The organism is Massilia sp. PAMC28688, assembly GCF_019443445.1.
Lineage (GTDB): Bacteria > Pseudomonadota > Gammaproteobacteria > Burkholderiales > Burkholderiaceae_D > Telluria_A.
Genome location: NZ_CP080378.1, coordinates 891,444 through 918,281, shown reverse-complemented (window position 1 = coordinate 918,281; position 26,838 = coordinate 891,444). Strand labels below are relative to the sequence as shown.

The 26,838-nt window shown below is 64.0% G+C and carries 20 protein-coding genes and 1 other RNA gene; 18 read left to right on the top strand and 3 right to left on the bottom strand.

Annotation, left to right across the window (positions count from 1 at the left end; genetic code table 11):
• Nucleotides 1-5 precede the first annotated feature (5 nt).
• Nucleotides 6-440, top strand: coding sequence for a nuclear transport factor 2 family protein (locus tag KY495_RS04005; protein WP_219882466.1), 435 nt, complete (start codon nucleotides 6-8; stop codon nucleotides 438-440).
• Here the strand turns inward: KY495_RS04005 and KY495_RS04000 are convergent, their stop codons facing one another.
• Complete coding sequence (locus KY495_RS04000) at nucleotides 441-2,144, bottom strand: thiamine pyrophosphate-binding protein (protein WP_219882465.1); 1,704 nt, start codon at nucleotides 2,142-2,144, stop codon at nucleotides 441-443.
• 124 nt (nucleotides 2,145-2,268) lie between these two features.
• Entirely contained in the window at nucleotides 2,269-5,121 is a 2,853-nt protein-coding gene (locus tag KY495_RS03995; protein ID WP_219882464.1) for a PAS domain S-box protein, read from the bottom strand.
• Nucleotides 5,122-5,304: 183 nt separating this feature from the next.
• Between KY495_RS03995 and KY495_RS03990 the strand changes: the two genes are divergently transcribed.
• The gene (locus KY495_RS03990; protein ID WP_219882463.1) at nucleotides 5,305-6,612 is read left to right on the top strand and encodes a hemolysin family protein; all 1,308 of its coding nucleotides are present in this window, start codon (nucleotides 5,305-5,307) and stop codon (nucleotides 6,610-6,612) included.
• A gap of 33 nt (nucleotides 6,613-6,645) precedes the next feature.
• Here KY495_RS03990 and KY495_RS03985 read toward each other — a convergent pair whose 3' ends face one another.
• The gene (locus KY495_RS03985) at nucleotides 6,646-8,205 is read right to left on the bottom strand and encodes a TerC family protein (RefSeq protein WP_219882462.1); all 1,560 of its coding nucleotides are present in this window, start codon (nucleotides 8,203-8,205) and stop codon (nucleotides 6,646-6,648) included.
• Between the two features lie 167 nt (nucleotides 8,206-8,372).
• Between KY495_RS03985 and rnpB the strand changes: the two genes are divergently transcribed.
• From rnpB to ftsA, 16 genes are all read left to right on the top strand, one after another.
• Nucleotides 8,373-8,708, top strand: an RNA gene (gene rnpB, locus KY495_RS03980) — RNase P RNA component class A.
• A 26-nt stretch (nucleotides 8,709-8,734) separates the two neighbouring features.
• Nucleotides 8,735-10,225 carry a glycerol kinase GlpK gene (gene glpK / locus KY495_RS03975; RefSeq protein ID WP_219882461.1) on the top strand — a complete coding sequence of 497 codons (1,491 nt, stop codon included), beginning with the start codon at nucleotides 8,735-8,737 and terminating at the stop codon, nucleotides 10,223-10,225.
• Nucleotides 10,226-11,039: 814 nt separating this feature from the next.
• Complete coding sequence (gene mraZ, locus KY495_RS03970) at nucleotides 11,040-11,468, top strand: division/cell wall cluster transcriptional repressor MraZ (RefSeq protein ID WP_219882460.1); 429 nt, start codon at nucleotides 11,040-11,042, stop codon at nucleotides 11,466-11,468.
• 9 nt (nucleotides 11,469-11,477) lie between these two features.
• Nucleotides 11,478-12,434 carry a 16S rRNA (cytosine(1402)-N(4))-methyltransferase RsmH gene (rsmH, locus tag KY495_RS03965; protein ID WP_219882459.1) on the top strand — a complete coding sequence of 319 codons (957 nt, stop codon included), beginning with the start codon at nucleotides 11,478-11,480 and terminating at the stop codon, nucleotides 12,432-12,434.
• Complete coding sequence (gene ftsL, locus KY495_RS03960; protein ID WP_219882458.1) at nucleotides 12,431-12,703, top strand: cell division protein FtsL; 273 nt, start codon at nucleotides 12,431-12,433, stop codon at nucleotides 12,701-12,703. The genes rsmH and ftsL overlap by 4 nt, the downstream gene beginning before the upstream one ends.
• Nucleotides 12,700-14,484: a penicillin-binding protein 2 gene (locus KY495_RS03955; RefSeq protein WP_219882457.1), complete on the top strand. Its 1,785-nt coding sequence runs from the start codon at nucleotides 12,700-12,702 to the stop codon at nucleotides 14,482-14,484. The genes ftsL and KY495_RS03955 overlap by 4 nt, the downstream gene beginning before the upstream one ends.
• Nucleotides 14,484-16,025, top strand: coding sequence for a UDP-N-acetylmuramoyl-L-alanyl-D-glutamate--2,6-diaminopimelate ligase (locus tag KY495_RS03950; RefSeq protein WP_219882456.1), 1,542 nt, complete (start codon nucleotides 14,484-14,486; stop codon nucleotides 16,023-16,025). The genes KY495_RS03955 and KY495_RS03950 overlap by 1 nt, the downstream gene beginning before the upstream one ends.
• The gene (gene murF, locus KY495_RS03945) at nucleotides 16,025-17,410 is read left to right on the top strand and encodes a UDP-N-acetylmuramoyl-tripeptide--D-alanyl-D-alanine ligase (protein WP_219882455.1); all 1,386 of its coding nucleotides are present in this window, start codon (nucleotides 16,025-16,027) and stop codon (nucleotides 17,408-17,410) included. The genes KY495_RS03950 and murF overlap by 1 nt, the downstream gene beginning before the upstream one ends.
• Before the next feature lies 1 nt (nucleotide 17,411).
• On the top strand, nucleotides 17,412-18,581 hold the full coding sequence (gene mraY, locus KY495_RS03940) for a phospho-N-acetylmuramoyl-pentapeptide-transferase (protein ID WP_219882454.1): 1,170 nt from the start codon (nucleotides 17,412-17,414) through the stop codon (nucleotides 18,579-18,581).
• Nucleotides 18,582-18,584: 3 nt separating this feature from the next.
• Nucleotides 18,585-20,081 (top strand): UDP-N-acetylmuramoyl-L-alanine--D-glutamate ligase, encoded by a 1,497-nt coding sequence (gene murD, locus KY495_RS03935; protein WP_219882453.1) that lies wholly within the window; start codon nucleotides 18,585-18,587, stop codon nucleotides 20,079-20,081.
• Complete coding sequence (gene ftsW, locus KY495_RS03930) at nucleotides 20,081-21,295, top strand: putative lipid II flippase FtsW (protein WP_219882452.1); 1,215 nt, start codon at nucleotides 20,081-20,083, stop codon at nucleotides 21,293-21,295. Before murD ends, ftsW begins: the two co-directional genes overlap by 1 nt.
• The gene (gene murG, locus KY495_RS03925) at nucleotides 21,292-22,377 is read left to right on the top strand and encodes an undecaprenyldiphospho-muramoylpentapeptide beta-N-acetylglucosaminyltransferase (protein ID WP_219882451.1); all 1,086 of its coding nucleotides are present in this window, start codon (nucleotides 21,292-21,294) and stop codon (nucleotides 22,375-22,377) included. Before ftsW ends, murG begins: the two co-directional genes overlap by 4 nt.
• 6 nt (nucleotides 22,378-22,383) lie before the next feature.
• Nucleotides 22,384-23,775: a UDP-N-acetylmuramate--L-alanine ligase gene (murC, locus tag KY495_RS03920; protein ID WP_219882450.1), complete on the top strand. Its 1,392-nt coding sequence runs from the start codon at nucleotides 22,384-22,386 to the stop codon at nucleotides 23,773-23,775.
• A gap of 2 nt (nucleotides 23,776-23,777) precedes the next feature.
• Complete coding sequence (locus tag KY495_RS03915; RefSeq protein WP_219882449.1) at nucleotides 23,778-24,746, top strand: D-alanine--D-alanine ligase; 969 nt, start codon at nucleotides 23,778-23,780, stop codon at nucleotides 24,744-24,746.
• A 7-nt stretch (nucleotides 24,747-24,753) separates the two neighbouring features.
• On the top strand, nucleotides 24,754-25,581 hold the full coding sequence (locus KY495_RS03910; RefSeq protein WP_219882448.1) for a cell division protein FtsQ/DivIB: 828 nt from the start codon (nucleotides 24,754-24,756) through the stop codon (nucleotides 25,579-25,581).
• Between the two features lie 10 nt (nucleotides 25,582-25,591).
• A complete protein-coding gene (ftsA, locus tag KY495_RS03905) occupies nucleotides 25,592-26,824 on the top strand; it encodes a cell division protein FtsA (RefSeq protein ID WP_073219237.1) in 1,233 nt (410 codons plus the stop codon).
• The last annotated feature ends 14 nt before the right edge of the window (nucleotides 26,825-26,838 follow it).

The following is a 26,838-nucleotide window of genomic DNA, read 5'->3' as shown; positions in this document are numbered from 1 at the left end:
CACTCATGAATCATCAACCTGCCCTCCTGCGCCTGGTCGCCTTTTACGAAACCATCGGCCGCGACCAGCTGCGCGCCGCCATCGCCCGCGTGTACGCTGCCGATGCCGCCTTCAAGGACCCGTTCAATGAAGTGCGTGGCATTGACGCCATCGCAACAATCTTCGACCACATGTTCGAGCAGGTCGACCAGCCGCATTTCGTGGTCACCACCAGCGTGCTGCAGGGGGCGCAAGCGTTCCTGTGCTGGGAATTCCGGTTTGTGATGAAGCGCTATTCCAGGGAGCCGCAGTGCATCCGTGGCGCCACGCACATCGTCTTCGACGGCCATGGCATGGTCACGCAGCACCGGGATTATTGGGATGCGGCCGAGGAGCTGTACGAAAAACTGCCAGTCCTCGGCGCCTTGATGCGCTGGCTGAAGCGCTCTGCCAATCGCTGATTACTTCGCTGCCCTGGATGCTTCGGCAGTCTTGCGGATGGTGTCCAGCGTGGCGTTGGGCGTGATCAGGTTGCCGTCGTAGCGCAGTTCGATCACGGCCGGCAGCGACTGGCCGCGGGTATGGGCCAGGGCCCGTTCCAGCGCCGGGCCGAATTCGGCCGTTGTGTTGACTACTTCGCCATGGGCGCCGTACGCCTGGGCCAGGGCCGCGAAATCCGGATTGTGCAAGGTGGTGCCCGACACGCGGCCCGGATAATCCCGTTCCTGGTGCATGCGGATGGTGCCGAACATGCTGTTATTGAAGACGATGATGATCACGCCCGCCTTGTACTGCACCGCAGTGGCCAGTTCCTGGCCATTCATCATGTACTCGCCGTCGCCGGCAAAGGTGATCACGGTGCGCGCCGGGTCCACGATCTTGGCGGCCACTCCGGCCGGCACGCCGTAGCCCATGGCGCCGTTGGTGGGCGCGAGCTGGGTGCGCATGCCGCCGTAGCGGTAGAAGCGGTGTGCCCACGAGGCGTAGTTGCCGGCGCCGTTGGTGATGATGGTGTCCTTCGGTACCGCGGCCTGCAATTGCTGGACCACCTGCCACAGGTCGAGCGGGGCCTGGCCGTCCATGAAAATTGGCGGCTGCTCCTGGTAGGCCGCAAGTTCCGCCTTCGCCTCTGCCACGGTCGCGGCCCACGCCGAGGCGTCCACCGGCTCCATGGCCGCCAGCATGGCGCATGCTTGCGGCGCACCGCTGGCGATCATGAGGTCGGCCTGGTACACGCTGCCCAGTTCTTCCGGGTCGGCGTGGATATGCACCAGTTTTTGCTTCGGTACCGGGGAGGCCAGCAGCGAGTAGCCGCTGGTGGTCATCTCGCCCAGGCGCGGGCCGATGGCGATCAGGAGGTCAGCCTCGCGCACGCGGGCGGCCAGCTTCGGATTGATGCCAATGCCGACGTCGCCCACGTAGTTGGGGTGCGCATTGTCGAGCAGGTCCTGGAAGCGGAAGGCGCAGCCGACAGGCAGCCGGTTCGCTTCGGCAAAGCGCTGCAGGTCGGCGCAGGCCTGGGTGTTCCAGGTGCCGCCGCCCAGCAGCAGCATGGGGCGGCGGGCGCCGGCCAGCAGGGCGCGCACGGTGTCGATCTGCGCCTGCGAGGGGGAGGCCTGCACCGGCGTATAGGCGCGCGTGTCGGCCACGGCGGCCACGTCGATCAGCATGTCTTCCGGCAGCGCCAGCACCACCGGGCCGGGACGGCCGCTGGTGGCCACCTGGAACGCGCGTGCCAGGTATTCAGGAATGCGGTCGGCGCGCTCGATCTGGGTGACCCACTTGGCCATTTGCCCGTACATGCGGCGGTAGTCGATTTCCTGGAATGCTTCGCGGTCCATGAAGTCGGTGCCGACCTGGCCGATGAACAGGATCATCGGGGTCGAGTCCTGGAACGCGGTATGCACGCCAATGGCGGCATTGGTGGCGCCGGGGCCGCGCGTGACAAAGCAGATGCCCGGCTTGCCGGTCATTTTGCCGTAGGCTTCAGCCATGAAGGCCGCGCCGCCTTCCTGGCGGTTGATGATGAAGCGGATGTCCGAGTCGTGCAGGGCGTCGAGGACGTCGAGGTAGCTCTCGCCAGGCACGCCAAAGGCGGTGTCGACACCGTGGATTTTCAGGGCATCGACCAGGATCTGGCCGCCGCTGCGGGAAGGATGCGTCATATGGCTCTGCCTGTATGGTTGACTATGCGTCATTCTAAGCGACGCCTTTCCTTGCAGCTTTTGAAATAACGACACCAAATTTCAATTTCTGCAGGGGGGCATGGTGCTTGCCTTAAAGGTAAGCTCAGGTGCCCTGACCCGTGCCGCGCGCCTGTTCGAACAGTGCCGGCAGCAGCCGGACGTCGACCGGCTTGACCAGGTGGTGGTCGAAACCGGCGGCCAGGCTCTTTTCCTTGTCCAGCTCACTGCCATAACCGGTGACGGCAATGAGCATGACCCCGGACATGTGGGGCAGGTCGCGCAGGCGCGCCGCCAGCGCATGGCCATCCATGTCGGGCAGGCCGATATCGAGAATGCACACGTGGGGCAGATGGACCCGGGCGCGCGTGAGGGCGGGTGCACCCGCATGCTCGACCATCACTTCGTGCCCGGCTGCCTCCAGGTAGCAGGCCAGCGTGTGCGCAGCGTCGATATTGTCGTCCACCAGCAGGATGCGCACCGGCTGGCCCGGGACCGCTTCGCTGGCCGTTTCCCGGGCGCCGGCGGCGCGCGGGCCCTGCACCACCAGGCGCGGCAGCGACACGGTAAACCTGCTGCCGGTGCCGGCCCCGCTACTGAAGCAGGTCACGCTGCCGCCGTGCAGCTCCACCAGGTTCTTCACCAGTGCCAGGCCGATCCCGAGGCCGCCCTGGGAGCGGTCGGAATTGCGCTTGGCCTGGGAAAACAGGTCGAACACGTAAGGCTGCAGATCGGGGGCGATGCCCGAGCCGTTGTCGGTGACCTGCAGCGTGACCGTATCGGCCGTCGATTCGGTGCGCATTTCGATGGTGCCGCCCCGGGGCGTGTACTTGGCCGCGTTGTTGAGGATATTGGCCAGCACCTGCACCAGGCGCTTGGAGTCGCCACGCACCTGTGCCGGCTGGGGGCACAGCACCACCGTCAGTGTGTGGCCGCGCGCTTCCACCATGGGCTGCGCCTGTTCGATCGCTTCGCGCACCAGGTGCCGGACGTCCAGTTCGTCGTCGGCCAGCTCGATGAGGCCGCGCGTGACGCGTGAAACGTCCAGCAGGTCGTCCACCAGGGCCGACATGTGGCTCACCTGGCGCCCGATGACGCCGCTCATCTGGCGCACCCGGGCCTGGTCGGGCGTGGCCATGGCCAGCACGTCGGCCGCCGTGCGGATCGGCGCCAGCGGGTTGCGCAGCTCGTGGGCCAGCATGGCCAGAAATTCATCCTTGTGGCGGTGCTGGTCCTGCAGGGATGCATACAGGCGCGCGTTTTCAAAGCCGCTGGCGGCAATCGCGGCCAGCTGCGTGAGGATGGCTTCATCTTCTTCCGTGAAGTCGCCCTCGCGCCGGTCCGACGCCTGCAGCAGGCCGATGCGCGTGCCGTCGCTGGCCAGCAGGGGCACGGCCAGGACGCCTTGCTGCGGCAGCTGGCCGGGCAGGGCCGGGGCGCCGGCCGCCTCCAGCTGGCGCACCAGCTGCGCCCGGGTCAGGCGCAGGGTGCGCCCGGCGGCGCCCATCAATGCGTCCAGGCCCGGCGCGCCGTCCGCTGGACGGGCTGCTGCGTACTGGTCCGACCGCGAACAGGCCGTGATTGCCTGGGCCGGCTGCTCGCCGCTGCTGATGGATATGGCGGCCTGGTGGACCTCAAGAATGTCACGCACCATCTCGACCAGCTGGCGCGCCATGTCTTCCACGGTGGTGGCGCTGTGCAGCTGGTGCGAGGCAGCTGCCACCTTGCTGAGGATGGCAAAGTGGCGCCGTTCGGTTGCCAGGCGCCTTGCCAGCTCCGTTTCGGCCGACTTGACTTCGTGGATATCGGTGTTCGAGCCCACCCACATCAGGATGGCGCCGTCATCGCCGCGCATCGGCACGACCCGTGTCAGGTGCCAGCGATAGGCGCCGTCCTGGCGGCGGAAGCGCTGCTCCGTTTCCAGCTGCGCGCCGGTCGCCAGCGAGCGCTCCCATGCCCGCTGACTGGGCGCGAGGTCGTCGGGATGCACCAGGCCGGCCCAGTCCCAGCCCATGATGCCGCCGTGGGGCAGGCCGGTAAAGTCCGTCCAGGCCTGGTTGGCATAGTCCACGCTGCCGCTGGCGGTGGCGGTAAATACCTTCAGCTGCATGGTGTCGAACATGCGGCGCATGCGCTGTTCATTGTGATGCAGCGCCTGCTCGGCGCGGCGCTGTTCGGTGATGTCGGTATTGATGCCGACCCATTCGCGCACCTTGCCGTGCGTCCCCTGCAGCGGCACGGCGCGCGCCTCCATGAGGCGGTAGGCGCCATCGGCGCGGCGCACGCGGTATTCGGTCTGGTACAGGGTGGCGGCGGCCTGGCTGGCCGCCCAGGCGGCGGCCGCGCCGGCGCGGTCTTCCGGATGGACGGCGTCCAGCCAGCCATTGCCGCGCCATTGCTCCACCGTCTGCCCCGTGAACTGGCCCCATGAGGGAGAATCGTCGGTCAGCTGTCCATCCTCGTCGCATAGCCACACGATCTGGCTGATCGCCACCACCAGCGAACGAAAGCGCTCTTCGCCCAGGCGCAGGGTGCGTTCGGCTTCGACGCGGTCGCTGATGTCTTCATGCATGAGCATGACCTCCACGATCGCGCCGCCATGGTCGCGAATGGGGTAGGCGCGCGAGGTCACCCAGCGCGGCCGGCCTTCCACCCCCAGTTCGGTGGGGTCATACAGGATGGGCGGGATGTTGACGGTCTCGCCGGCAAAAGCGCGCCGCAGGAAAGGCGCGATTCCCTTGGCCTCGAGCTGGGGATCGGAAAGGATGTTATACCGGCCGCTCAATACCAGCGCCTTGAGCGCGTCGCCGTGCGCGCCCAGCCACAATGCTTCCCATGCCTTGTTGACGCCGACGGTGGTGCCATCCAGGGCCAGCAGCTGCATGCTGATGGGCGACTGCTCGAAGACCTCGCGGAAGCGGATTTCGGACGTGGTGGTGGGGCCTGGGCTGGCGCGCATGGGAGTCGTTTCAAAAAGGGTTCCATATCATATAGGAAATATGGCGCGGGGCCTTTTCAATTGATTGCACAATCACAACAATGTGTCTTCCGTCCAACGGGCCATGGCACGACATTGGGCTGTCTCAATGGCGCCCTGCGCGGGCGCGCTACCGTGACCGTTTTGCCTTTCCAGGACGGACCGATGTCAGACGTGCTGATTATCTTGTTGCTGATCTTGCTGAACGGCCTGTTTGCCATGACCGAGCTGGCGCTGGCGTCGGCCAGGCGGCTGCGGCTTGAAGAGGCGGCGCGCGGCGGCAGTACCGGGGCGGCGGCCGCGCTGGCGCTGGCGGCCAATCCCAGCACCTTCCTGTCCACCGTTCAGGTCGGCATAACCCTGATCAGCATTTTCAATGGGGCCTTTGGCCAGTCGTCGCTGGCCGCGCGCCTGGCGCCATGGCTGGCCACTGTCCCTGTGCTGGGGCCGTATGCGCCGGCGGTGGCCCTGGGCGTGGTGATCGTGGCGATTACCTTCGTTTCCTTGCTGCTGGGCGAACTGGTGCCCAAGCGCATTGCCATGCAGTATCCGGAGACGGCAGCCATGATCGCGGCGCGGCCCCTGCGGCTACTCAGCCGCGTGATGGCACCTTTCGTCACACTGCTGTCGCTCTGCACCGAGGCCATTGTGCGTCTGCTCGGGCTGGACCGCCCGCCCGACAATGCGCCCACCGAGCAGGAAATCAGCGGCATGCTGCGCGAGGGCAGCGATGCGGGTGTGCTCGATCACACCGAGTATGACATTGCACGGCGCGCCCTGCGGCTCGATAGCCAGCGCCTCAGGGCTCTGATGACGCCGCTCATCGATGTGCAAGCGATTCACCTGGGCGATGATGCGGCAGCGAGCCTGCGCAAGCTCGCTGCCAGCCCGCACAGCCGTTTCCCCGTATTCGGCACCGACCGCACGCAGGTGGTGGGGGTGGTCGATGCCGGGGATTTGCTGCAGCAGGCGATCGAGTCCGGAGCATTGCATACCGTCGACATCGGCGCCGCCTCGGCTGCGCCCATGCGCGTGCCGGCGTCGATGAGCGCACGCGCTCTGCTGGAGCAGTTTCAGCAGCATAACGCGGAGCTGGCGCTGGTGATCGATGAGCATGGGCAGGTGCAGGGCATGGTGACCCTGGCCGACCTCATGGGCGCCCTGCTGGGGGGCGTACCGGGCGCCGCAGCGCATGAAAGCGAGGCCGTCGTGCGCGAAGACGGCAGCTGGCTGGTGGACGGTGCCATGCCGCTTGACCGGCTGCGCGAGCTGCTCGGTACCGACGCGGCGTTTCCCGGCGAAGGGACGGGCTTTCACACCCTGGCCGGGCTGGTGCTGCATCAGCTGGGCCGCGTGCCCACGGAGTCGGATGCGTTCGAGTGGAATGGCTATCGGTTTGAAGTGATGGACATGGACCGGCAGCGGGTGGACAGGGTACTGGTAGCGGCGCCCCAGGACGCGGCAAGGACCTGATGGGCGCGGCCCGGCATGGCGCGCCCCGTGCCGCTAGTTCTCCAGCGGCGCCGGCTGGGCCGGCAGCCGCGTGACGAGCACCGATGCAATGCGCCGCTCCTGGACTTCCAGCACCTCGAACTGAAGGCCGTCCACCTCGATCTTGTCGCCCGCTGCCGGCAGCGTGTTGAACCGTTCCAGCATGAAGCCGGCGAGCGAGGTGTATTCATCATTACCCGACACCAGGGCGTCGCTGTGCAGCACCTGCTGCAGATACAGCAGGTCGGCCGTGCCATCAATTTGCCAGCGATCCTCGCCGAGCTGCTGCACGACGGGCTGCTCGTCCTCATCGGGAAATTCGCCGGCGATCGCTTCCAGGATGTCAATTGGCGTCACCAGTCCCTGGATGGTGCCGTATTCATCGGCAATGAGGACCAGCTGCCCGTGCGAGCGCTTCAAGGTTTCCATGACCTTCAATACGCCCACCGAGTCCGGCATGACGATCGGTTCCCGCACGCTGGCCAGCGCGATCTTGCCGTGGACGGCCAGGTCCGCAATCAGGTCCTTGGCACGCGCCACGCCGACAATGTCGTCCAGCTGGCCGCGGCACACCGGGAAAAAGCTGTGCGGCGCTTCCATGATGCGCTGCCTCACCACCTCGGCAGCGGCATTGAGGTCCACCCAGGTCATGTCCGAGCGCGTCGTCATGATCGACCTCACCGAGCGCTGCGACAGGCTGAGCACACCGCTGACCATATTGCGCTCTTCCGTATCGAAAGCAGGTGCTTCGGCGGGCATGGCGATGTTTTCCTGCTCCTGCGCCACCTCGTCGCGCTTGCGGCTGCCCAGCAGGCGCAGCACGGCATCGGCAGTGCGTTCGCGCAGCGGGACGTGGGCGTCGCGCTTGGCAAAGTTCTTGCGGGCCAGCTGGTTGAAGAATTCAATCACGATGGAAAAGCCGATTGCCGCATACAGATACCCTTTGGGAATCTTGAAGCCCAGGCCTTCGGCCACGAGGCTCAGGCCAATCATCAGCAGAAAGCTCAGGCACAGCACCACCACGGTCGGATGGGCGTTGACAAAGCGCGTCAGGGGCTTGGAAGCAAAGATCATGACCGCCATGGAAATGATCACGGCCGCCATCATCACCCCAAGTTCATCGACCATGCCCACGGCCGTGATGACGGCGTCGAGGGAAAAGACGGCATCGAGCACAATGATCTGGGCAATGACGGCGCCCAGGGTGGCATACACGCGCGGGCCCGTGTGCACGTGGATCTTGCCTTCCACCCGTTCATGCAGTTCCATCGTGGCTTTGAACAAGAGGAAAATGCCGCCCAGCAGCAGAATCAGGTCGCGCCCGGAGACCGGCTTGCCCATGACCTCGAACAGCGGTTCGGTCAGGGTCACCATCCACGAAATCATGGTCAGCAGGCCAAGGCGCATGAGCATGGCCAGCGACAGGCCGATCAGGCGCGCCTTGTCACGCTGGTGGGGTGGAACTTTTTCAGCCAGGATGGCGATGAAGATGAGATTGTCGATCCCGAGAACAATTTCGAGAACAACCAGTGTCAGTAAGCCTACCCAGATATTCGGGTCGAAGAACCATTCCATTGTCAGAGCCTGTGAAGTTAATGAAGTATGCGGCCACATGCGGGCCGCATCTGACAGGTTACACGAACATCGCCGCCTGGCGGGCGCACATGGGAAAACCCGGCGCTGAAGGCCGCGCATGCTTGCCAGTTCGACTGCCGGGGCCGGGCGCGGTACAATACGCCCGTGAAGCAGGCCAGACAGCCGCTGGCTGACGGTAATGCGTTGGCGGGAGGAAGGTCCGGACTCCATAGAGCAGGGTGACGGTTAACGGCCGTCCGCCGAAAGCCGCAAGGTATAAGGCGAGGAACAGGGCCACAGAGACGAGCGTATTTAGTTACGGTGAAACGCGGTAACCTCCACCTGGAGCAATCCCAAATAGGCACGCGTTGAGGCGGCTCGCGGAGCGTGCGGGTAGGGAGCTTGAGCGCAGGAGTAATTCTGCGCCTAGAGGAATGGCTGTCATAGCGCAAACCGCAAGGGGCGCGCCGTAACAAAATCCGGCCTATCGGCTTGCTTCACCTTGAATTTGCCTGCCAGCGGGACCCAGATGCCACAATACATCCTTGCCCTCGACCAGGGCACCACCAGTTCGCGCGCCATCCTGTTTGACCGCCATGGCCATCCCTGTGCCAGCGCGCAGCAGGAATTTCCCCAGCACTTTCCCCAGCCCGGCTGGGTCGAGCATGATCCGGCCGACATCTGGGAAAGCCAGCTGGCCGTCGCGCGCCAGGTCCTGCGCGAGCATGGCGTGTCTGGTCCCGAGATTGCCGCCATCGGCATTGCCAACCAGCGTGAAACGACGCTCCTGTGGGACCGCGCCACGGGACAGGCTGTTGCCCCCGCCATCGTGTGGCAGGACCGGCGCACGGCCGGCGCCTGTGACCGCTTGCGCGCGGCCGGCCACGCCCCGCTGATCCAGCAGCGCACCGGGCTGGAACTGGACGCGTATTTTTCCGCCACCAAACTTGCTTGGCTCCTGGACCATGTTCCCGGCGCCCGCGACCGCGCGGACAAGGGAGAGCTGGCCTTCGGCACCGTCGACAGCTGGCTCGCCTTTAAATTGTGCGGCCGCCACGTGACGGATGTGAGCAATGCCGCCCGCACCATGCTGTTCGATATCCACCAGCTGCGCTGGGACGACGCCTTGCTGGAACTGTTCGGCATTCCGCGGGCCGTGCTGCCGCGGCTCGTGTCGAGCGCGGAGCTGATTGGCCATTCTCGCGCCGACCTGTTTGGCCACCCCATCCCCATTGCCGGGATGGCAGGCGACCAGCAGGCTGCCACATTTGGCCAGGCCTGCCACCAGAAGGGAATGGTCAAGAATACGTACGGCACCGGCTGCTTTATGCTGATGCATGCGGGCAGCCAGGCGCCCTCGTCGGCCAACCGCCTGCTCTCAACGGTGGGCTGGCGCGTGGATGGCCACACCGACTACCTGCTGGAGGGTAGCGTGTTCATGGGTGGCGCGACAGTGCAGTGGCTGCGTGACGGGCTGGGCATCATCGAGCGCTCGGCGGACGTCGAAGCGCTGGCGGCCAGTGTGCCGGACAGCGGCGGCGTCTACCTGGTGCCCGCCTTTGCCGGACTGGGCGCACCGCACTGGGACCCGTACGCCCGTGGCGCCCTGGTGGGCATGACGCGCGGCACCAACCGTGGGCACATCGCCCGCGCCGCGGTGGAGGCGATTGCCTACCAGAGCGCGGAATTGCTGCTGGCGATGCAGAAGGATGCAGCCTGCCCGGTGGCGGAAGTGAGGGCCGACGGCGGCGCAGCGTGCAATAACATGCTCATGCAATTCCAGGCCGACCTCCTCGGTGTGCCGGTGGTGCGTCCCAGGGTCACGGAAACGACCGCGCTGGGCGCCGCTTACCTGGCCGGGCTGGCTGTCGGCTTCTGGGAGTCGCAAGCGCAGATCGCGGCGCAATGGCAGGCGGAACGCCAGTTTGAACCGATGTTGTCCGAAGACGAGCGGCAGGCGCGCATGGCCACCTGGCAGCACGCGGTTGCGCGCTCGCGCGGCTGGAGCAGCGATTCCTGAGCTGGCTGCGGGACAGCAACTAGTCTTGACTCATCCCCGCCCATTTTTTGGCCTCGCAAAGTCGCATCCGTGGCGGCTTTTCTCGCGCCTTCCATTCCCCGCAACGAGAATCGGTCCGCCTATCGATTTGTTTCCAAATTTCAGGGTCAGACCACTTAAAAGCGGTTTTTGAAAGCTTTCTTCCGCTCCAGACCATTATTGCGGCATTCAATTCCACGTCCCCGCCAAAAATCTTCAGTCGGCTTACTTCCCGCAACAATCGCGACTCTGGCCATTTCCCGAATTCAAGCACCCTATTCATCGTGCAATAAAACAGCTGTTCAGTTTTTCAAATCAATTGTTTTCATGCGGTTTAAGTGGTCTGACCCCGAAGTGAAAAGTGCTGGTTTGCATTGATGAGGCGGCAGGATTGCGCTGCGATGGCGTGTTGTTGGTGGGTACTCACTTTGGTGTCGCGGTTGCAGGCAGAGTGGGAGTTGACGGGCGGTTTGTTGCGAAGAATCAACTGAGTGCAATTATTTTAATTATTGTTGAACATTCAAAACACATGTGTACAGATGAGGTAGCACATTCACTGTGCATTCTAAGTGCCTGATTTACGGCATATTTTAGTTTGGAAACGCTTGAGCGATGTTCGCTAAGTCCTTGACTTCATTGGCAAAATTCGCATTTTGCCTCGCGGAATTCGCTTGACCATGGGAATTGGTTCATCTAAAGTGGGCGACAGTGTGAAAAAGTGTAGTTTTGTGGGAGAAAATCCCGGGTTTCAGCGCCAAGACACCGCAATCACTCCAACTCTCAAGCTAGGTAAAACGTGTTCCAAGGCGCTTCAGCGATCAATCTCGATGCAAAAGGCAGGATGTCCATCCCGGCCAAGCATCGTGACGCCCTCGCGGTGCAGTGCGAAGGGCGCCTTACGCTGACCAAGCATCCCCACGGTTGCCTGCTGTTCTTCCCCCGCCCGGTGTGGGAGGCGCACCGCCAGGAAATTGCTGCCTGGCCCATGGCGGCCAAGGCATGGCAGCGCATTTTCCTTGGCAATGCCTGCGATGTCGAGATGGATTCGGCCGGCCGCGTCCTCATTTCGCCTGAATTGCGCTCGGCCGTTGGCTTGACGCGTGACGTTATGCTGCTCGGCATGGGTACCCATTTCGAGATCTGGGATGCCGCCAAGCTCAACGAGAACGAGCAGGCGGCCGTTGCCAACGGCATGCCCGATGTTCTTTCCAATTTCTCTTTCTGAGGCGCCCAGATGACCCAAGTCGCGGTGCCTGAGTTTCAGCATCGAACGGTGCTGCTCGATGAGGCGGTCGATGCCCTCGGCATCACTGGCGCGCGCGCCGACGGCATCTATATAGATGGCACCTTCGGGCGCGGCGGCCACAGCCGCCTGATCCTGTCGACACTGGGCGCCACGGGGCGCCTGATCGCGTTCGACAAGGACCTGCAAGCCATCGCCACGGCCGGCGAGATTGCCGACGGGCGCTTCGAGATCGTGCATGACAGCTTTGCCACCATGAGAACTGCCTTGCAGGAACGGGGCGTGGCGCAGGTGGACGGCATCTTGCTGGACCTGGGCATTTCTTCGCCCCAGGTGGACGATGCCGCGCGCGGCTTCAGCTTTCGCAACGATGGCCCGCTGGACATGCGCATGGACACCACGCGCGGCGTCTCCGCGGCCGACTGGCTGGCCACGGTGCCGGAACAACAATTAGAGAAGGTGATCAGGGAATATGGGGAAGAACGGTTTGCTTTTCAGATTGCAAAGGCGATTGTTGCTGGCCGGGCAGTCGAGCCAATTTCAGGCACACGACAGCTTGCCGGTATCGTGGCAAACGCGGTCAAAACCCGGGAGAAGGGCAAGGATCCGGCCACCCGCACCTTTCAGGCTATCCGGATTTTCATCAATCAAGAGCTTGAAGACCTGGAAGCAGGCCTGAGCGAAGCCTATGCCATGCTCGCGCCCGGCGCACGCATGGTGATCATCAGCTTTCATTCGCTGGAAGACCGCATGGTCAAGCAGTTCCTGGCCAGCAAGGCCAAACTGGAACAGCCCGACCGCCGCCTGCCCATCCGGGCCGTGGACCTGCCTCAGCCTCTGATGAAACTGGTGGCCAAGATCAAGCCGTCGGAGGCCGAAATCGCGGCCAATCCGCGCGCCCGTTCCGCCGTGATGCGTGTGGCCGAGCGCCTGGGAGGCAAGCCATGAGCGGCAAGATCAACGTGGTGCTGACGGTCTTGCTGGTGGGCTGCGCACTGTCGCTGGTCAAGAGCCAGTACGAGGCGCGCAACCTGTTCATTGAAAAGGGCAAGCTTGACCAGCAGGCCAGCCAGCTTGAAATCGACTGGGACCAGCTGCGTCTGGACTACTCGACATTATCGAAAAATTCGCGCATCGAACAGATCGCGCGTACGGATTTGAACATGGTGCCGCTCACACCCGAGCGCACCCAGTATCTGACGGAAGGTGAAAAATGAAGCGCGGCGGTAATGGCGTCACAGGATCGCGGGTGGCTGCCTCCAAGGGCGTGTCGTTCTCGAAAAGCCCGGTGCTGGCAGTCAGCCTGCCCACCTGGCGTTCGCGCGTCGTGCTGTTCGTGCTGTTTGCCTCGTTTGCGGCGCTGGCCGCGCGCGCCCTGTGGCTGCAGGGGATTTCCAACGAATTTTTGCAAAAGCAGGGCAAGAACCGCTACGAGCGCACCATCGAGCTGCCGGCCACGCGCGGCAAGATCATGGACCGCAATGGCCAGGTGCTGGCCTCGTCGCTGCCGGTAAAAGCCGTGTGGGCCATTCCCGAGGAAGTGCTCAAGTCGCCGGCCGAAAAGCTCAACAAGCTGGCCGGCCTGCTCGGCATGAGCGAGGCGGACCTGCGCAAGAAGCTCGATTCGCCGCGCACCTTCGTGTACCTGAAGCGCCAGGTGGAAATGGATATCATCGCCGAGATTGAAAAGCTCAAGATCGATGGCCTGGACACGCGCAAGGAATACAAGCGCTTCTATCCGCAGGGCGAAGTGGTGACCCATCTGGTGGGCTTTACCAATGTGGAAGACGCGGGTCAGGATGCGATGGAACTGGCGCAGCAAAAGAACCTGGTGGGTACCACGGGCAGCCGCCAGGTCATTCGCGACCGCCTGGGCAATATCGTGGAAGACGTGGGCATGTACAAGATGCCGCACGATGGCAAGGACATCACGCTGTCGGTCGACAGCAAGATCCAGTACATCGCCTTCACCCAGGTGAAGAATGCCGTGGAAAAGTTCAAGGCCAAGGCGGGAGCGGCCGTGGTGCTGGACGTGAAAACCGGCGAAGTGCTGGCGCTGGCCAACTGGCCCACCTATGACCCGAATGACCGCAAGAAGCTGACCGGCGCCCAGCTGCGCAACCGCGTCATCACCGATACCTTCGAGCCAGGCTCCACGCTCAAGCCGTTCACGGTGGCGCTGGCGCTGGACAGTGGCCGCGTGAAGCCGGGCACCCTGATCGATACCGGCAATGGCCGCTATGTGATCAACGGCGCGCCGATTTCCGACACCAAGCCGCATCACATCATTTCGGTGGCCGAGATCATCAAGACTTCGTCCAACATCGGCACGGCCAAGATGGCACTGAGCATGCCGGCGCAGGAGATGTGGGAAATGTTCACGGAAGTCGGCTTTGGCCAGCAGCCCAAGTTCGGCTTCCCCGGCGCCGTTGCGGGCCGCGTGCGTCCCTACAAATCCTGGCGTCCGATTGAACAGGCCACCATGAGCTACGGTAACGGCATTTCGGTGTCGCTGTTGCAGCTGGCGCGCGGCTACATGATTTTCGCCCGCAATGGCGACATCATCCCGCTGTCATTCCAGAAACTGACCGAGCCGCCCGTCGGGCGCCAGGTGATCAAGCCGCAGACGGCGCGCCAGATGCGCGAAATGCTCGAGAGCGTGGTGGTTGGCGAAGGCGGCACGGCCAAGCAGGCGCACGTGCCGGGCTACCGCGTGGGCGGCAAGACCGGCACTGCCTACAAGGTGGAAAACGGCCGTTATGCCATTCCGCGCAAGTACATCGGTTCCTTCGTCGGCATGGTGCCGATGTCGGACCCGCGCTTCATCATCGCCGTCATGATCGACGAGCCGACCGCGAACGGCCACTTCGGCGGCATCGTCGCGGCGCCCACCTTTGCCGCCGTGGCCTCCAATGCCCTGCGCGCGCTCAATGTGCCGCCGGATTCGACCGTGACCGACATTGTCACCACCGCCAGCAGCGACGACGAGGTGATGTGATGGATGAATTGAACATGCAACAAGTGTGCGACTTCATCGCGGCCAGCGCCCCGGGCGGCAAGCTGGCCTCGGACTCGCGCCGCATCACGCCCGGCGATGTCTTTTTTGCGTATCCGGGCGACGCCGGCGACGGCCGCGCCTACATTGCCAGGGCCATCGAGCAGGGCGCGGCAGCGGTCGTGTATGACGGCGCCGGCTTCACGTGGCAGCCTGCATGGACGGTCCCGCACCTGGCCGTGGCCGGCCTGAAGAAAAACGCCGGCGCGATCGCACACGCCTGCCACGGCATGCCCGACAGCGCCATGTTCACCGTCGGCGTCACCGGCACCAATGGCAAAACCTCATGCGCGGTCTGGCTTGGACAGGCGTTCGCGCGTCTGGGCGAGACGGCCGCCGTCATCGGCACGCTCGGCGTGGGCTTGTTCAAGGGACGTGGCGAGCCAGAATTTGACGCCACCGGCTACACCACGCCGGACGCGGTGCTGCTGGCCCAAACGCTGGCCGAAGTGCGTGAAGCGGGCGCCAGCACGCTGGCCATTGAGGTAAGCTCCATCGGGCTCGATCAGGGGCGTACTTCGGGCATGCATTTCGATGTGGCGCTATTTACCAACCTCACGCGCGACCATCTCGATTATCACGGTGACATGCAACGCTACGAGGCAGCCAAACAAAAGCTGTTCGAGTGGCCAGGATTAAAGACGGCAGTGTTAAATCTCGACGACCCGGCAGGACTGCGCCTGGTCGGGCACCTTCAAACCCGCTTTGGCAATACCCTGCCGCTGATCGGCTATACCCTGCGCGATGAACTGGCGCAGCCGGCCATCGACGGCGTGGCGATCCTGCGCGCTTCGCAATTCAAGAGCCGCCATTCCGGCACCGAGTTCCATCTTGAGTCGCCCCAGGGCGCGGCAACCGTGAAGACGCAGCTGGTGGGCCACTTCAATGTGAGCAATGCGCTCGCAGTCCTGGGCGCGCTGCTGGCCAAGAAAGTGGAGCTGCGCGCCGCCCTCGACGCCATCGAGTCGCTCACGCCCGCCCCGGGCCGCATGCAGCAACTCGGCGGCCAGGATGCACCGATGGTCGTCATCGATTACGCACACACGCCCGACGCGCTGCAAAAGACGCTCGAAGCGTTGCGCCAGGTGGCGCAGGAGCGCGGCGGCGAGCTGTGGTGCGTGTTTGGCTGCGGCGGCGACCGCGATCCGGGCAAGCGCCCGCAGATGGGTGCCATCTCGCAGATTGCCGGCCATGTGCTGGTCACCAGCGACAATCCGCGCAGCGAGGAGCCGGCCGCCATCATCGCCCAGATCGTGGGGGGCATGGATGCGAGCCATCCCACGTCGACCTTCCAGACCAATGAAGACCGGGCCGGCGCCATCCTGTGGGCCGTGCGCCATGCTGCGCGCGCCGACGTGATCCTGCTGGCCGGCAAAGGCCACGAGCCGTACCAGGAAATCAAGGGCCGCAAGATGGCATTTTCCGACGCCGACCACGCTGCGCTGGCACTGGCCGCGCGCGCCACCATGAAAAGGACCAACTGATGCGCGGCTCGCTGGCACAACTGCTTCCTGCCATTGATGGCGCCACCATGACGGCGGACGCCGCCTTCGACAGCGTGTCGACCGACAGCCGCAGCGCCGGCGCCGGTGCGCTGTTCGTGGCGCTGCGTGGCGACAGTTTCGATGCGCACGACTTCCTGCAGCAGGTGGCAGACAAGGGCGCCGCGGCGGTGGTAGCCGAAGAACTGCCGCCAGGGTTCACGCTGCCGGCGCTGGTGGTGCCGGACACGCTGGTGGCGCTCGGCCGCATTGCCAACAGCTGGCGCAGGCAGTTCGATATTCCCGTCATCGGCGTCACCGGCAGCAACGGCAAGACAACGGTCAAGGAAATGATCGCCGCCATTTTGGCCGCTGCCTTTGGCGACGAGGCGCGCCTGGCCACGCGTGGCAACCTGAATAATGAAATTGGTGTGCCGCTCACGCTGTTCCGCCTGTCGGCGCAGCACCAAGCGGCCGTGGTCGAATTGGGCATGAATCATCCCGGCGAAATCGCGCGCCTGACGGCGATCGCCCAGCCTGGCGTTGCCATGGTCAATAACGCGCAGCGCGAGCACCAGGAATTCATGCACACCGTGGAAGCGGTGGCCGAGGAAAACGGCGCGGTGCTGGCTGGCCTGCCGCCGGACGGGGTGGCGGTGTTCCCGGGCGACGATACCTACACGACCCTGTGGCAGGGCCTGGCGGCAGGACGGCGCACCATCACCTTTGGCCTCGATGCCGCCTGCCATGTCAGCTGCACCCACAGCGGCGGCGACTTTGGCAGCGAGCTGATGGTGCTGGTGAGGGAAGAGGGCATGGAAGCGCGCCAGTTCCCGGTGCGCCTGGCCGCAGCCGGATTGCATAACGTGCGCAATGCGCTCGCTGCGATCGCATGCGCCGTCGGCGCCGGTGTGCCGGATGAAGCGATCGAACGCGGCATCAATGCGTTTGAACCCGTGTCCGGGCGCCTGCAAAAGAAGATGGCAGCGGGCGGCGCCTGCATCATTGACGACACCTACAACGCCAATCCCGACTCGGTGCGCGCCGCCATCGACGTGCTGGCCAAGGTGCCCGAGCCGCGCGTTCTGGTACTGGGCGACATGGGTGAAGTGGGCACCCAGGGACGTGAATTCCACGAAGAGATTGCCGCCTACGCGGCCAGCCATGGCATTGCCAATGTGCTGGTGCTGGGCGAGCTGGCGCGCCACATGGCCGGCGCCGGCGCCCGACATTTTGAAACGATTGAGGAACTGCTGGCTGTGCTGGATGAAAAATTGGGTCACGACTCATCGGCCACGGTGCTGGTCAAAGGTTCGCGCTTCATGAAGATGGAACGCGTGGTCCAGCACCTGCTTGGCTCACAAAACAATAACAAGGACGCACACTGACATGCTGCTCTGGCTCGCACAATATCTCCAGCAGGACTTCGGCTTCCTGCGCGTGTTTAACTTCATCACCTTCCGTGCGGTGTTTGCCACCATCACGGCCGTGCTCATTGGCCTGTTTGCCGGTCCCGCGGTCATTCGCAAGCTGACCTCGCTCAAGGTAGGCCAGGCAGTGCGCCAGGACGGTCCGCAGACGCACCTGAAAAAACACGGTACCCCGACCATGGGCGGCGTCCTGGTCCTGATCTCGATTGCCATTTCCACGCTGCTGTGGTGCGACCTGTCCAACCGCCTGATCTGGCCAGTGCTGGTCGTCACGCTCGGCTTTGGCGCCATCGGCTGGGCCGACGACTACCGCAAGGTGGTGTACCAGGATCCCAACGGCATGCGCTCGGGCGAAAAATACTTCTGGATGTCGTTGATCGGCATCGCGGCCTCGCTGTACCTGGCGTTTTCGGTGTCGGCGCCGACGCCGGCCAAGGTGTGGGAGCTGTTCTTTGCGTGGGTGCAGTCCGGCTTTGCCATGGACCTGCCGCCCAAGGCCGATCTGATCGTCCCGTTCTTCAAGACCATCAGCTATCCGCTGGGCGTGTGGGGCTTCATCGCGCTGACCTACTGCGTCATCGTCGGCACCAGCAACGCGGTGAACTTCACCGACGGCCTGGACGGCCTGGCCATCATGCCAACCGTGATGGTCGGCTCGGCCCTTGGCCTGTTTGCCTACCTGACCGGCAGCGCCAAGTTCTCCGAATACCTGTTCATTCCCCACATTGCGGGTGCGGGCGAGCTGCTGATCTTCTGCGGCGCGATGGCCGGCGCGGGCCTGGCCTTCCTCTGGTATAACGCGCACCCGGCCCAGATGTTCATGGGCGACGTGGGCGCGCTGGCGCTGGGCGGCGCGCTCGGCACCATTGCCGTGATCGTGCGCCAGGAGATCGTGCTGTTCATCATGGGCGGCGTGTTCGTGGCCGAAACGCTGTCGGTCATCATCCAGGTAGCCGTATTCAAGATCACCAAGAAGCGCACCGGCGTCGGCCGCCGCGTGTTCCTGATGGCGCCACTGCACCATCACTTTGAACAAAAAGGCTGGAAGGAGACGCAGGTTGTGGTGCGTTTCTGGATCATCACCATGATGCTGGTGCTGGTTGGCCTGTCCACCCTCAAACTGCGCTGATCAATGAACTACGACGGCAAACTCGCATTGGTACTGGGGCTCGGTGAATCCGGGCTCGCAATGGCGCAATGGCTCGCCCGTTGCGGCGCGCGCGTGCGCGTGGCTGACACGCGCGACGAGCCACAGCGGCTGCCGCAGCTGCGCCAGGCTATCCCTGGTGTCGAATTCGTGGGCGGCGCCCTGACCGCCGCTCTGCTCGAAGGTGTTGATTTTGTCGCCGTCAGCCCCGGCCTGATGCCGGCCCGTGAACTGGCCGAGATCACTCCCGCGGCCGCCGGGCGCGCGATCCCGGTGTGGGGCGAAATTGAATTATTCGCCCAGGCCCTCGCCGCCCTTAAGGAAGAGCGGGGCTATGCGCCCAAGGTCATCGCCATCACCGGCACCAATGGCAAGACGACGGTGACCAGCCTGACCGGTCAGCTGTGCCGGCGCGCCGGCCTGTCCACCCGCGTGGCCGGAAACATCAGCCCCGCCGCCCTCGATGTGCTGCGCGAAGTGATCGACAGCGGCGAGCTGCCCGAGGCCTGGATCCTGGAACTGTCAAGCTTTCAGCTGCACACCACCTTCAGCCTGCAGGCCGATGCCGCCACAGTGCTGAACCTGAGCCAGGACCACCTGGACTGGCATGGCGACATGGCCGCCTACGGCGCCGCCAAGGCCCGCATTTTTGGCGCCAATACGGTGCGCGTGCTCAATCGCGACGACCGCGCGGTCATGAGCATGGCCGGCGCCATGAATGAAGTGGTCACCTTCGGCACCGACGCGCCGAATGCGGCAGGCGCCTTCGGCTTGCACAATGAGCGCGGCGTACTGTGGCTGACCTTTGCCGCGCCCGGCGACGAACCGGAAAAGAAGCGCAAGAAGAATGACCCTATCGAGCCGCTGCCGTTTTCGGTCAGCCGCCTGATGCCTGCCGATGCACTGCGCATCCGCGGCCTGCACAATGCATCGAACGCGCTCGCCGCCCTTGCCCTGTGCCGTGCCATTGGCCTGCCGTTCGCGCCACTATTGCATGGCCTGCGCGAATACAAGGGCGAGCCGCATCGCGTCGAACTGGTGGCATCGATCGACGGGGTGGATTACTACGATGACAGCAAAGGCACCAACGTCGGCGCCACGGTTGCTGCCATCAATGGTCTGGGCAAGGCGTTTGGGGGCGAATCGCAACGACTGGTACTGATTGCCGGCGGCGACGGCAAGGGGCAACAGTTCGATCCGCTGGCCGAGCCGTGCGCGCGCTATGTGCGCAGCATCGTGCTGATCGGCCGCGATGCGGACAAGATCCGCGCCGCCATCGCGCCATCCGGCGTCGAGATGGCCGACTGCGCCACGCTGGAAGAAGCCGTGCAGCGCGCGTCAAGCCTGGCACACAGCGGCGACGCCGTGCTGCTCTCGCCCGCGTGCGCCAGCATGGACATGTTCACCAATTATGCCCACCGCGCGCAGGTGTTCTGCGATGCGGTGCGCGAGCTGGCATTGGCCAAGGGACAGGATATCTGATGGCCTTCCAGCTTCCATTCAAGTTCTCCGGTTCGTCCAGCGAGGCTCTGACGAGCCCTCGCGGGCGGCCGTCGAAAATGATGGAATACGATCAGCCCCTGGTCTGGGTCACGGTGCTGCTGATGCTGTTCGGGATGGTGATGGTGTATTCGGCCTCGATTGCGCTGCCCGATTCGCCCAAGTACGCCAACTACAAGAATGCCTACTTCCTGCAGCGTCAGGCCATGTTCATTGGCGTGTCGCTCATTGCCGGCGCAGCGGTCTTTTTCCGCGTGCGTATCGCCGTCTGGCAGAAATGGGCTCCCGTGCTCTTCATCGCCACGCTGGTGCTGCTGTTTGCCGTGTTCATTCCGGGCCTGGGCTTTTCGGTCAACGGCGCCCAGCGCTGGCTGAACCTGCGCGTGTTCAACCTGCAGCCGTCGGAAGTGATGAAGATCGCCGCCGTCCTGTATGCGGCCGACTACACGGTGCGCAAGCAGGAATACATGCACAAGCTGACCAAGGGTTTCCTGCCCATGGCCGCCGCCATCACGCTGGTGGGGCTGGCCCTGCTGCTGGAACCGGACCTGGGCGCGTTTGGCGTGATTGTCTGCATCGCCATGGGCATCCTTTTCCTGGGCGGGATCAACATCGTCTGGTTCGGCGGCATCGCCGGCCTGCTGGTCGGGATCTTCAGCCTGATCATCGCATTCTCGCCATTTCGCCGGGCGCGCATGTTCGCCTACCTCGATCCGTGGGAAGAGGGCAATTCGCTCGATAAGGCGTACCAGCTCACGCATTCGCTGATCGCCTTTGGCCGCGGCGAATTCTTTGGCGTGGGCCTGGGCGCCAGCGTCGAGAAGCTGCATTACCTGCCGGAGGCGCATACCGACTTCCTGATGGCCGTCATTGGCGAAGAACTGGGCCTGGCCGGCGTGCTGGTCGTCATTGCCATGTTCTACTGGCTGGTCAAACGCGCCTTTGACATAGGGCGCCAGGCCATTGCGATTGACCAGGTGTTTGCGGGCCTGGTCGCCAAGGGCATCGGCATCTGGATCGGCGTGCAGACCTTCATCAATATGGGTGTGAACCTGGGACTCTTGCCTACCAAGGGCCTGACCCTGCCTTTGATGAGCTATGGCGGCTCCGGTGTCCTGATCAATTGCGTCGGCCTGGCCATCCTGCTGCGCATCGACTATGAAAACCGGGTCCTGATGCGCGGAGGCCGTCCATGAAGCGTCTCATGATCATGGCAGCCGGCACCGGTGGCCACATTTTCCCGGGCATCGCGATTGCGCAGACCATGCGCGCGCGCGGCTGGGAAGTGACGTGGCTCGGCACCTCGCACGGCATGGAGCAGGACTTCGTGCCAAAGCAGGGCATCGAGATCGATACCATCGAATTTTCCGGCATGCGCGGCAAGGGGCTGGGCCATACCGTCTCCGGTGCGTTCAAGCTGGTGAACAGCTTCCTGACCTGCCTGCGCCACATCGGCCGCCGCCAGCCCTCGGTCGTCCTCGGCATGGGTGGCTATGTCACCGTGCCTGGCGGGATGATGGCGCGCCTGCGCGGCGTGCCGCTGGTGCTGGTCAATGCCGACGCGGCGCTACTGCTGTCGAACAAGACGCTCACGCCCATCGCCCAGAAGGTGCTGTTTGGCTTTCCCGCAGATTTTGGCCGCGCTGCCGGCAAGGCGCTTGTCACCGGCAACCCGGTGCGCCAGGAGATCCTGGGCATGAGCGCGCCGGCCGAACGGTTTGCCAGCCGCACCGGTGTGCTGCGCATCCTGGTGGTGGGTGGCAGCCTTGGGGCCAAGGTCCTTAACGACAGCATCCCCGCCGCACTGGCCATGCTCCCCGACGCCGTGCGTCCGGTGGTGACGCACCAGTCCGGGAAGAAAAATATCGACGCCTTGCGCGCCTCCTACGCGGCGGCAGGTGTGACGGCCACCGTGGTGGACTTCATTGACGACATGGCCGCCGCTTATGCCGGTGCCGACGTGGTGATCTGCCGCGCCGGCGCCATCACGGTGTCGGAACTGACCGCTGCCGGCGTGGCCAGCGTGCTGGTGCCGCTGGTGGCCAGCACCACCAGCCACCAGCGCGACAATGCAAAGTGGATGGCGTCGCAGAACGCGGCCATTCACCTGCCGCAAACCGAGCTGTCCGCCGCCAGCCTGGCAGCGCTGCTGCAGTCGCTGGACCGCGACAAGTGCCGGACCATGGCAGAAGCCGCGCGCGCCGTCGGCAAACGCAACGCCAACCAAGCGATCGCAGAAGTACTCGAACAACTTGCAGCAACCAATAACAAGAATTGACACGACATGAAACATAAAATCAAGAACATCCATTTCGTCGGCATTGGCGGCAGCGGCATGAGCGGTATTGCCGAAGTGCTGCTCACGCTGGGCTACAACGTTTCCGGCTCCGACCTGTCGAGCAATGCCGCCAGCCAGCGGCTGGAAAGCCTTGGCGCCAGGGTCATGCTGGGCCACTCGCAGGACAATGTGGCCAACGCCGACGTGGTCGTGACCTCGACCGCCGTCAAGGAAGACAATCCGGAAGTCATCGCTGCCCGCGCCGCGAAAACGCCGATCGTCCCGCGCGCCATCATGCTCGGTGAACTGATGCGCCTGAAACGCGGCATCGCCATTGCAGGCACCCATGGCAAGACCACCACCACCAGCCTGGTCGCGTCGGTACTGGCGCAGGGCGGGCTCGATCCGACTTTTGTCATTGGCGGGCGCCTGACCAGTGCCGGCGCCAACGCCAAGCTGGGCACGGGTGAATACATCGTGGCCGAAGCCGACGAATCGGACGCCTCGTTCCTGAACCTGAGCCCCATGATCGAAGTCATCACCAACATCGATGCCGATCACATGGAAACCTATGAGCACGACTTTGAAAAGCTCAAGGCCGCCTTTGTCCACTTCACCCACCGCCTGCCTTTCTACGGGCGCGTGATGCTGTGCATCGACGACGAGCATGTGCGCTCGATCATCCCGCAGGTGACCAAGCCGATTACCACTTACGGCTTTTCGGAAGAAGCCGAGGTGCGCGCCGTCAATGCCAGTGCCCACGGCCACGAAATGCACTTCACGGTCATCCAGCAGGGCTATCCCGACACCGATTTCGTGCTCAACCAGCCCGGCCTGCACAATGTGCAGAACGCCTGCTCGGCCATCGCCATCGCGCGCGAAATTGGCATTGACGACGCCCACACCCAGCAGGGCCTGGCCGAATTCAATGGCGTGGGCCGCCGTTTCACGCGCTATGGCGAGGTGGCCATTCCGGCCGGCGGCACCTTCACCCTGGTGGACGACTTTGGCCACCACCCGATTGAAACCGAAGTCACGCTGGCCGCTGCCCGTGCCGCCTACCCGGGGCGCCGCCTGGTGCTGGCATTCCAGCCGCACCGCTACAGCCGCACGCGCGACCTGTTCGAGGACTTCGTCAAGGTGCTCTCCAAGCCGGATGTGCTGGTGCTGTCGGAAGTCTACGCTGCCGGCGAAGCCCCGATTCGGGCCGCCGACGGCCGCTCGCTGGCACACGCGCTGCGCGTGATCGGAAAGATCGAGCCAATTTTCGTTGAAGCCATTGCCGACATGCCGTCCACCCTGATGGACCTGGTGCAGGACGGCGACGTGGTGCTGACCATGGGTGCGGGATCGATCAGCGGCGTTCCCGCAAAACTGACGACTTACACGGAGGCGTGACAGTGACTGCAACTACTACCCTCGATCCGAAAAGCCTGGGCAAGGTGGGCGTGCTGTTTGGCGGCCGTTCCGCCGAGCGCGAAGTCTCGATCATGTCCGGCACCGGCGTGCTGGCGGCCCTCAAGAGCAAGGGCGTGGACGCGCACGCGTTCGATCCGGGCGAGCGCAGCATCGCCGAACTGGCCGCCGAAAAGTTCGACCGGGTCTTCATTGCGCTGCACGGCCGCTTCGGCGAAGACGGCAGCCTGCAGGGCGCGCTCGAACAGCTGAACATTCCGTACACCGGCAGTGGCGTGATGGCCTGCGCCATCGGCATGGACAAGATCTACACCAAGATGATCTGGCTCATGAAGGGCCTGCCGACCCCGCGCTACCTGTCGCTGACCGACAGCAGCGATCTGGCGCAGGTGGTGGCGGAACTTGGCCTGCCGCTCATCGTCAAGCCGCCGCACGAGGGTTCCACCATCGGCATCACCAAGGTGCGCGCCGCGCAAGAACTGCAGGCTGCCTACGATATCGCGGCCGGCTACGACGACGTGGTGCTGGCTGAAGAATTTGTGACCGGCCGCGAATTTACCGTGGCGATCCTGGGCAAGGGTGTCAACGCGCGGGCACTGCCGGCCGTTGAGATCGTCGCCCCTGGTGGGAATTACGACTACCAGAACAAGTACTTCAACGACGACACCCAGTACTTCTGCCCGGCCGTGCTTGACCCGGCCATCAGCGCGGAAATGGCGCGCCTGGCGGTGGAAGCGTTCAATGCCCTCGATTGCGAAGGGTGGGGACGGGTGGACTTCCTGCTGCGCGCGAGCGACAACAAGCTGTTCCTGATCGAGGTCAATACTTCGCCAGGCATGACCGGCCATTCCCTGGTGCCGATGGCGGCGCGTGCGACCGGTATGAGTTACGAAGATTTGTGCGTGGAGATCGCGGCAACGGCCCGTTTGAAGCTGGCAAAGGGACAGGGCTGATTACGTAATGTGGCATGACGTTCGGGCATTGAATGCAAGCGCCAGCGGCCTGGTGGCCGCGGTAGTACTGGCCTTGATTGCATCGGGCGTGTGGTGGGTCTCGCAGCGCCCGGTGTTCACCCTGCGCACGGTGACCGTCGAGAGCATGTATGGGATGGAACTGAAGCATGTGAACAAGCTGACCCTGCGCGCAGGCGTGGTCGGACGCATCAAGGGCAATTTTTTTACGACCAACCTGGAACAGGTGCGCACCGCGTTTGAATCGGTGCCCTGGGTCAGGCGGGCCACGGTAAGGCGCGAATGGCCGGACCAGCTGATTGTGGAAGTCGAGGAGCATGAGCCGCTCGGCACCTGGGGCGAAGATGGCAGGCTGCTGTCGGTCAAGGGTGACGTATTTACCGCCAACCTGGCCGAGGCGGACGAAGACAGGACCTTGCCGGAACTGGGTGGTCCGGATGGCAGTGAGCAGGAGGTGCTGGCGCGGTTTGCCGAATTGCGGGCATGGTTTGCGCCGCTGAAGCTGGCGCCGCAAAAGCTGCATCTGTCGAGCCGCTATGCATGGACCGTGACACTCGATAACGGCATGCGGGTGGCGCTGGGGCGGGAGCAGGACAAGACGACGCTCAAGAAGCGTGTCGATCGGCTGGTGCACTTTTATCCGGTGCTGGCCGAGCGGCTGCCGGACGGGATCGAGTCGGTGGATATGCGGTACCAGAACGGCATGGCGCTGACTGCCTCCGGACTGAAGATACCGGAAGACGGAAAAAAGCCGGCGAAGCCGGCAGCAGCACAGCAGACAGTTACATCAACCAGTAGAAGAAACCAGTTACGGTAGGCGACAAGAAATGACAAAAGACGCGAAAAATCTGATCGTCGGACTCGACATCGGCACCTCGAAGGTGGTGGCGGTCGTGGCCGAGGTGATGTCCGATGGACGTCATGAAGTCATCGGACTCGGTCAGCATGAATCGAGGGGCCTCAAAAAGGGCGTCGTCGTCAATATCGAGGCCACCGTCGAGTCGATCCAGCGCGCGCTCGAAGAGGCCGAGCTCATGGCCGACTGCAAGATCCGCAATGTCTACGCCGGCATCGCGGGCAGCCATATCCGCTCCTTCAATTCGAGCGGCATGGTCGCCATCAAGGACAAGGAAGTCACCGCCACCGACGTGGCGCGCGTGATCGAAACCGCCAAGGCGGTCAATATCCCGACCGACCAGCAGCTGCTGCACACGGTGCCGCAGGAATTCATCGTCGACAGCCAGGAAGACGTGCGCGAGCCGATCGGCATGAGCGGCATCCGCCTGGAAGTGCGCGTGCACATCGTGACCGGCGCCGTGTCGGCGGTGCAGAACATCGTCAAGTGCGTACGCCGCTGCGGCCTGGAAGTGTCGGACCTGATCTTGCAGCCGATGGCGTCAGCCGATGCGGTGCTGACGGCGGACGAAAAAGAACTGGGCGTGGTCCTGATCGACATTGGCGGCGGCACCACCGACATTGCCGTGTTCTCGGACGGCGCGATCCGCCACACGGCCGTCATTCCCATTGCCGGGGACCAGATCACCAACGACATCGCCATGGCGCTGCGCACGCCGACCTCGGAAGCCGAAGAAATCAAGATCCGCTACGGCGTGGCCAAGCAGGTGCTGGCCGATCCGCACGAGTCGCTCGAAGTGCCTGGCCTGGGCGACCGCGGCCCGCGCAACCTGTCGCGCCAGGCGCTGGCGGCCGTGATCGAGCCGCGAGTGGAAGAACTGTTCGCCATGGTGCACCAGGTGGTGCGCGAGTCCGGCTACGAGGGCGTGCTCTCGTCGGGCATCGTGCTCACCGGCGGCACCGCCATCATGCCTGGCATGGTGGAGATGGCGGAAGACATATTTCTCAAGCCGGCGCGCCTTGGCACGCCGGACTACCGCGGCCAGCTTGCCGATGTCGTTCGCAGTCCGCGTTACGCGACTGTGCTCGGCCTGCTGCTGGAAGCGAAGAAACAGTATTTGCGGGGCCACATCGTGACAAGGCAGGACGGCTCGGTAAAGGCGGTGTGGCAGCGCATGAAGGAATGGTTCCTCGGGAATTTTTAAAGTAGCAGATTCAT

Excerpts from the sequence above, each read along its gene's own strand:
- KY495_RS03955 (WP_219882457.1), top strand. The coding sequence starts at position 12,700 with ATGAAGCGCGGCGGTAATGGCGTCACAGGATCGCGGGTGGCTGCCTCC.
- KY495_RS03990 (WP_219882463.1), top strand. The coding sequence starts at position 5,305 with ATGTCAGACGTGCTGATTATCTTGTTGCTGATCTTGCTGAACGGCCTG.
- KY495_RS03995 (WP_219882464.1), bottom strand. The coding sequence starts at position 5,121 with ATGCGCGCCAGCCCAGGCCCCACCACCACGTCCGAAATCCGCTTCCGC.
- murG (WP_219882451.1), top strand. The coding sequence starts at position 21,292 with ATGAAGCGTCTCATGATCATGGCAGCCGGCACCGGTGGCCACATTTTC.
- KY495_RS03910 (WP_219882448.1), top strand. The coding sequence starts at position 24,754 with ATGTGGCATGACGTTCGGGCATTGAATGCAAGCGCCAGCGGCCTGGTG.
- KY495_RS04000 (WP_219882465.1), bottom strand. The coding sequence starts at position 2,144 with ATGACGCATCCTTCCCGCAGCGGCGGCCAGATCCTGGTCGATGCCCTG.
- mraY (WP_219882454.1), top strand. The coding sequence starts at position 17,412 with ATGCTGCTCTGGCTCGCACAATATCTCCAGCAGGACTTCGGCTTCCTG.
- ftsL (WP_219882458.1), top strand. The coding sequence starts at position 12,431 with ATGAGCGGCAAGATCAACGTGGTGCTGACGGTCTTGCTGGTGGGCTGC.
- rsmH (WP_219882459.1), top strand. The coding sequence starts at position 11,478 with ATGACCCAAGTCGCGGTGCCTGAGTTTCAGCATCGAACGGTGCTGCTC.
- ftsW (WP_219882452.1), top strand. The coding sequence starts at position 20,081 with ATGGCCTTCCAGCTTCCATTCAAGTTCTCCGGTTCGTCCAGCGAGGCT.
- KY495_RS03950 (WP_219882456.1), top strand. The coding sequence starts at position 14,484 with ATGGATGAATTGAACATGCAACAAGTGTGCGACTTCATCGCGGCCAGC.
- ftsA (WP_073219237.1), top strand. The coding sequence starts at position 25,592 with ATGACAAAAGACGCGAAAAATCTGATCGTCGGACTCGACATCGGCACC.
- KY495_RS04005 (WP_219882466.1), top strand. The coding sequence starts at position 6 with ATGAATCATCAACCTGCCCTCCTGCGCCTGGTCGCCTTTTACGAAACC.
- KY495_RS03985 (WP_219882462.1), bottom strand. The coding sequence starts at position 8,205 with ATGGAATGGTTCTTCGACCCGAATATCTGGGTAGGCTTACTGACACTG.
- glpK (WP_219882461.1), top strand. The coding sequence starts at position 8,735 with ATGCCACAATACATCCTTGCCCTCGACCAGGGCACCACCAGTTCGCGC.
- murF (WP_219882455.1), top strand. The coding sequence starts at position 16,025 with ATGCGCGGCTCGCTGGCACAACTGCTTCCTGCCATTGATGGCGCCACC.
- murD (WP_219882453.1), top strand. The coding sequence starts at position 18,585 with ATGAACTACGACGGCAAACTCGCATTGGTACTGGGGCTCGGTGAATCC.
- murC (WP_219882450.1), top strand. The coding sequence starts at position 22,384 with ATGAAACATAAAATCAAGAACATCCATTTCGTCGGCATTGGCGGCAGC.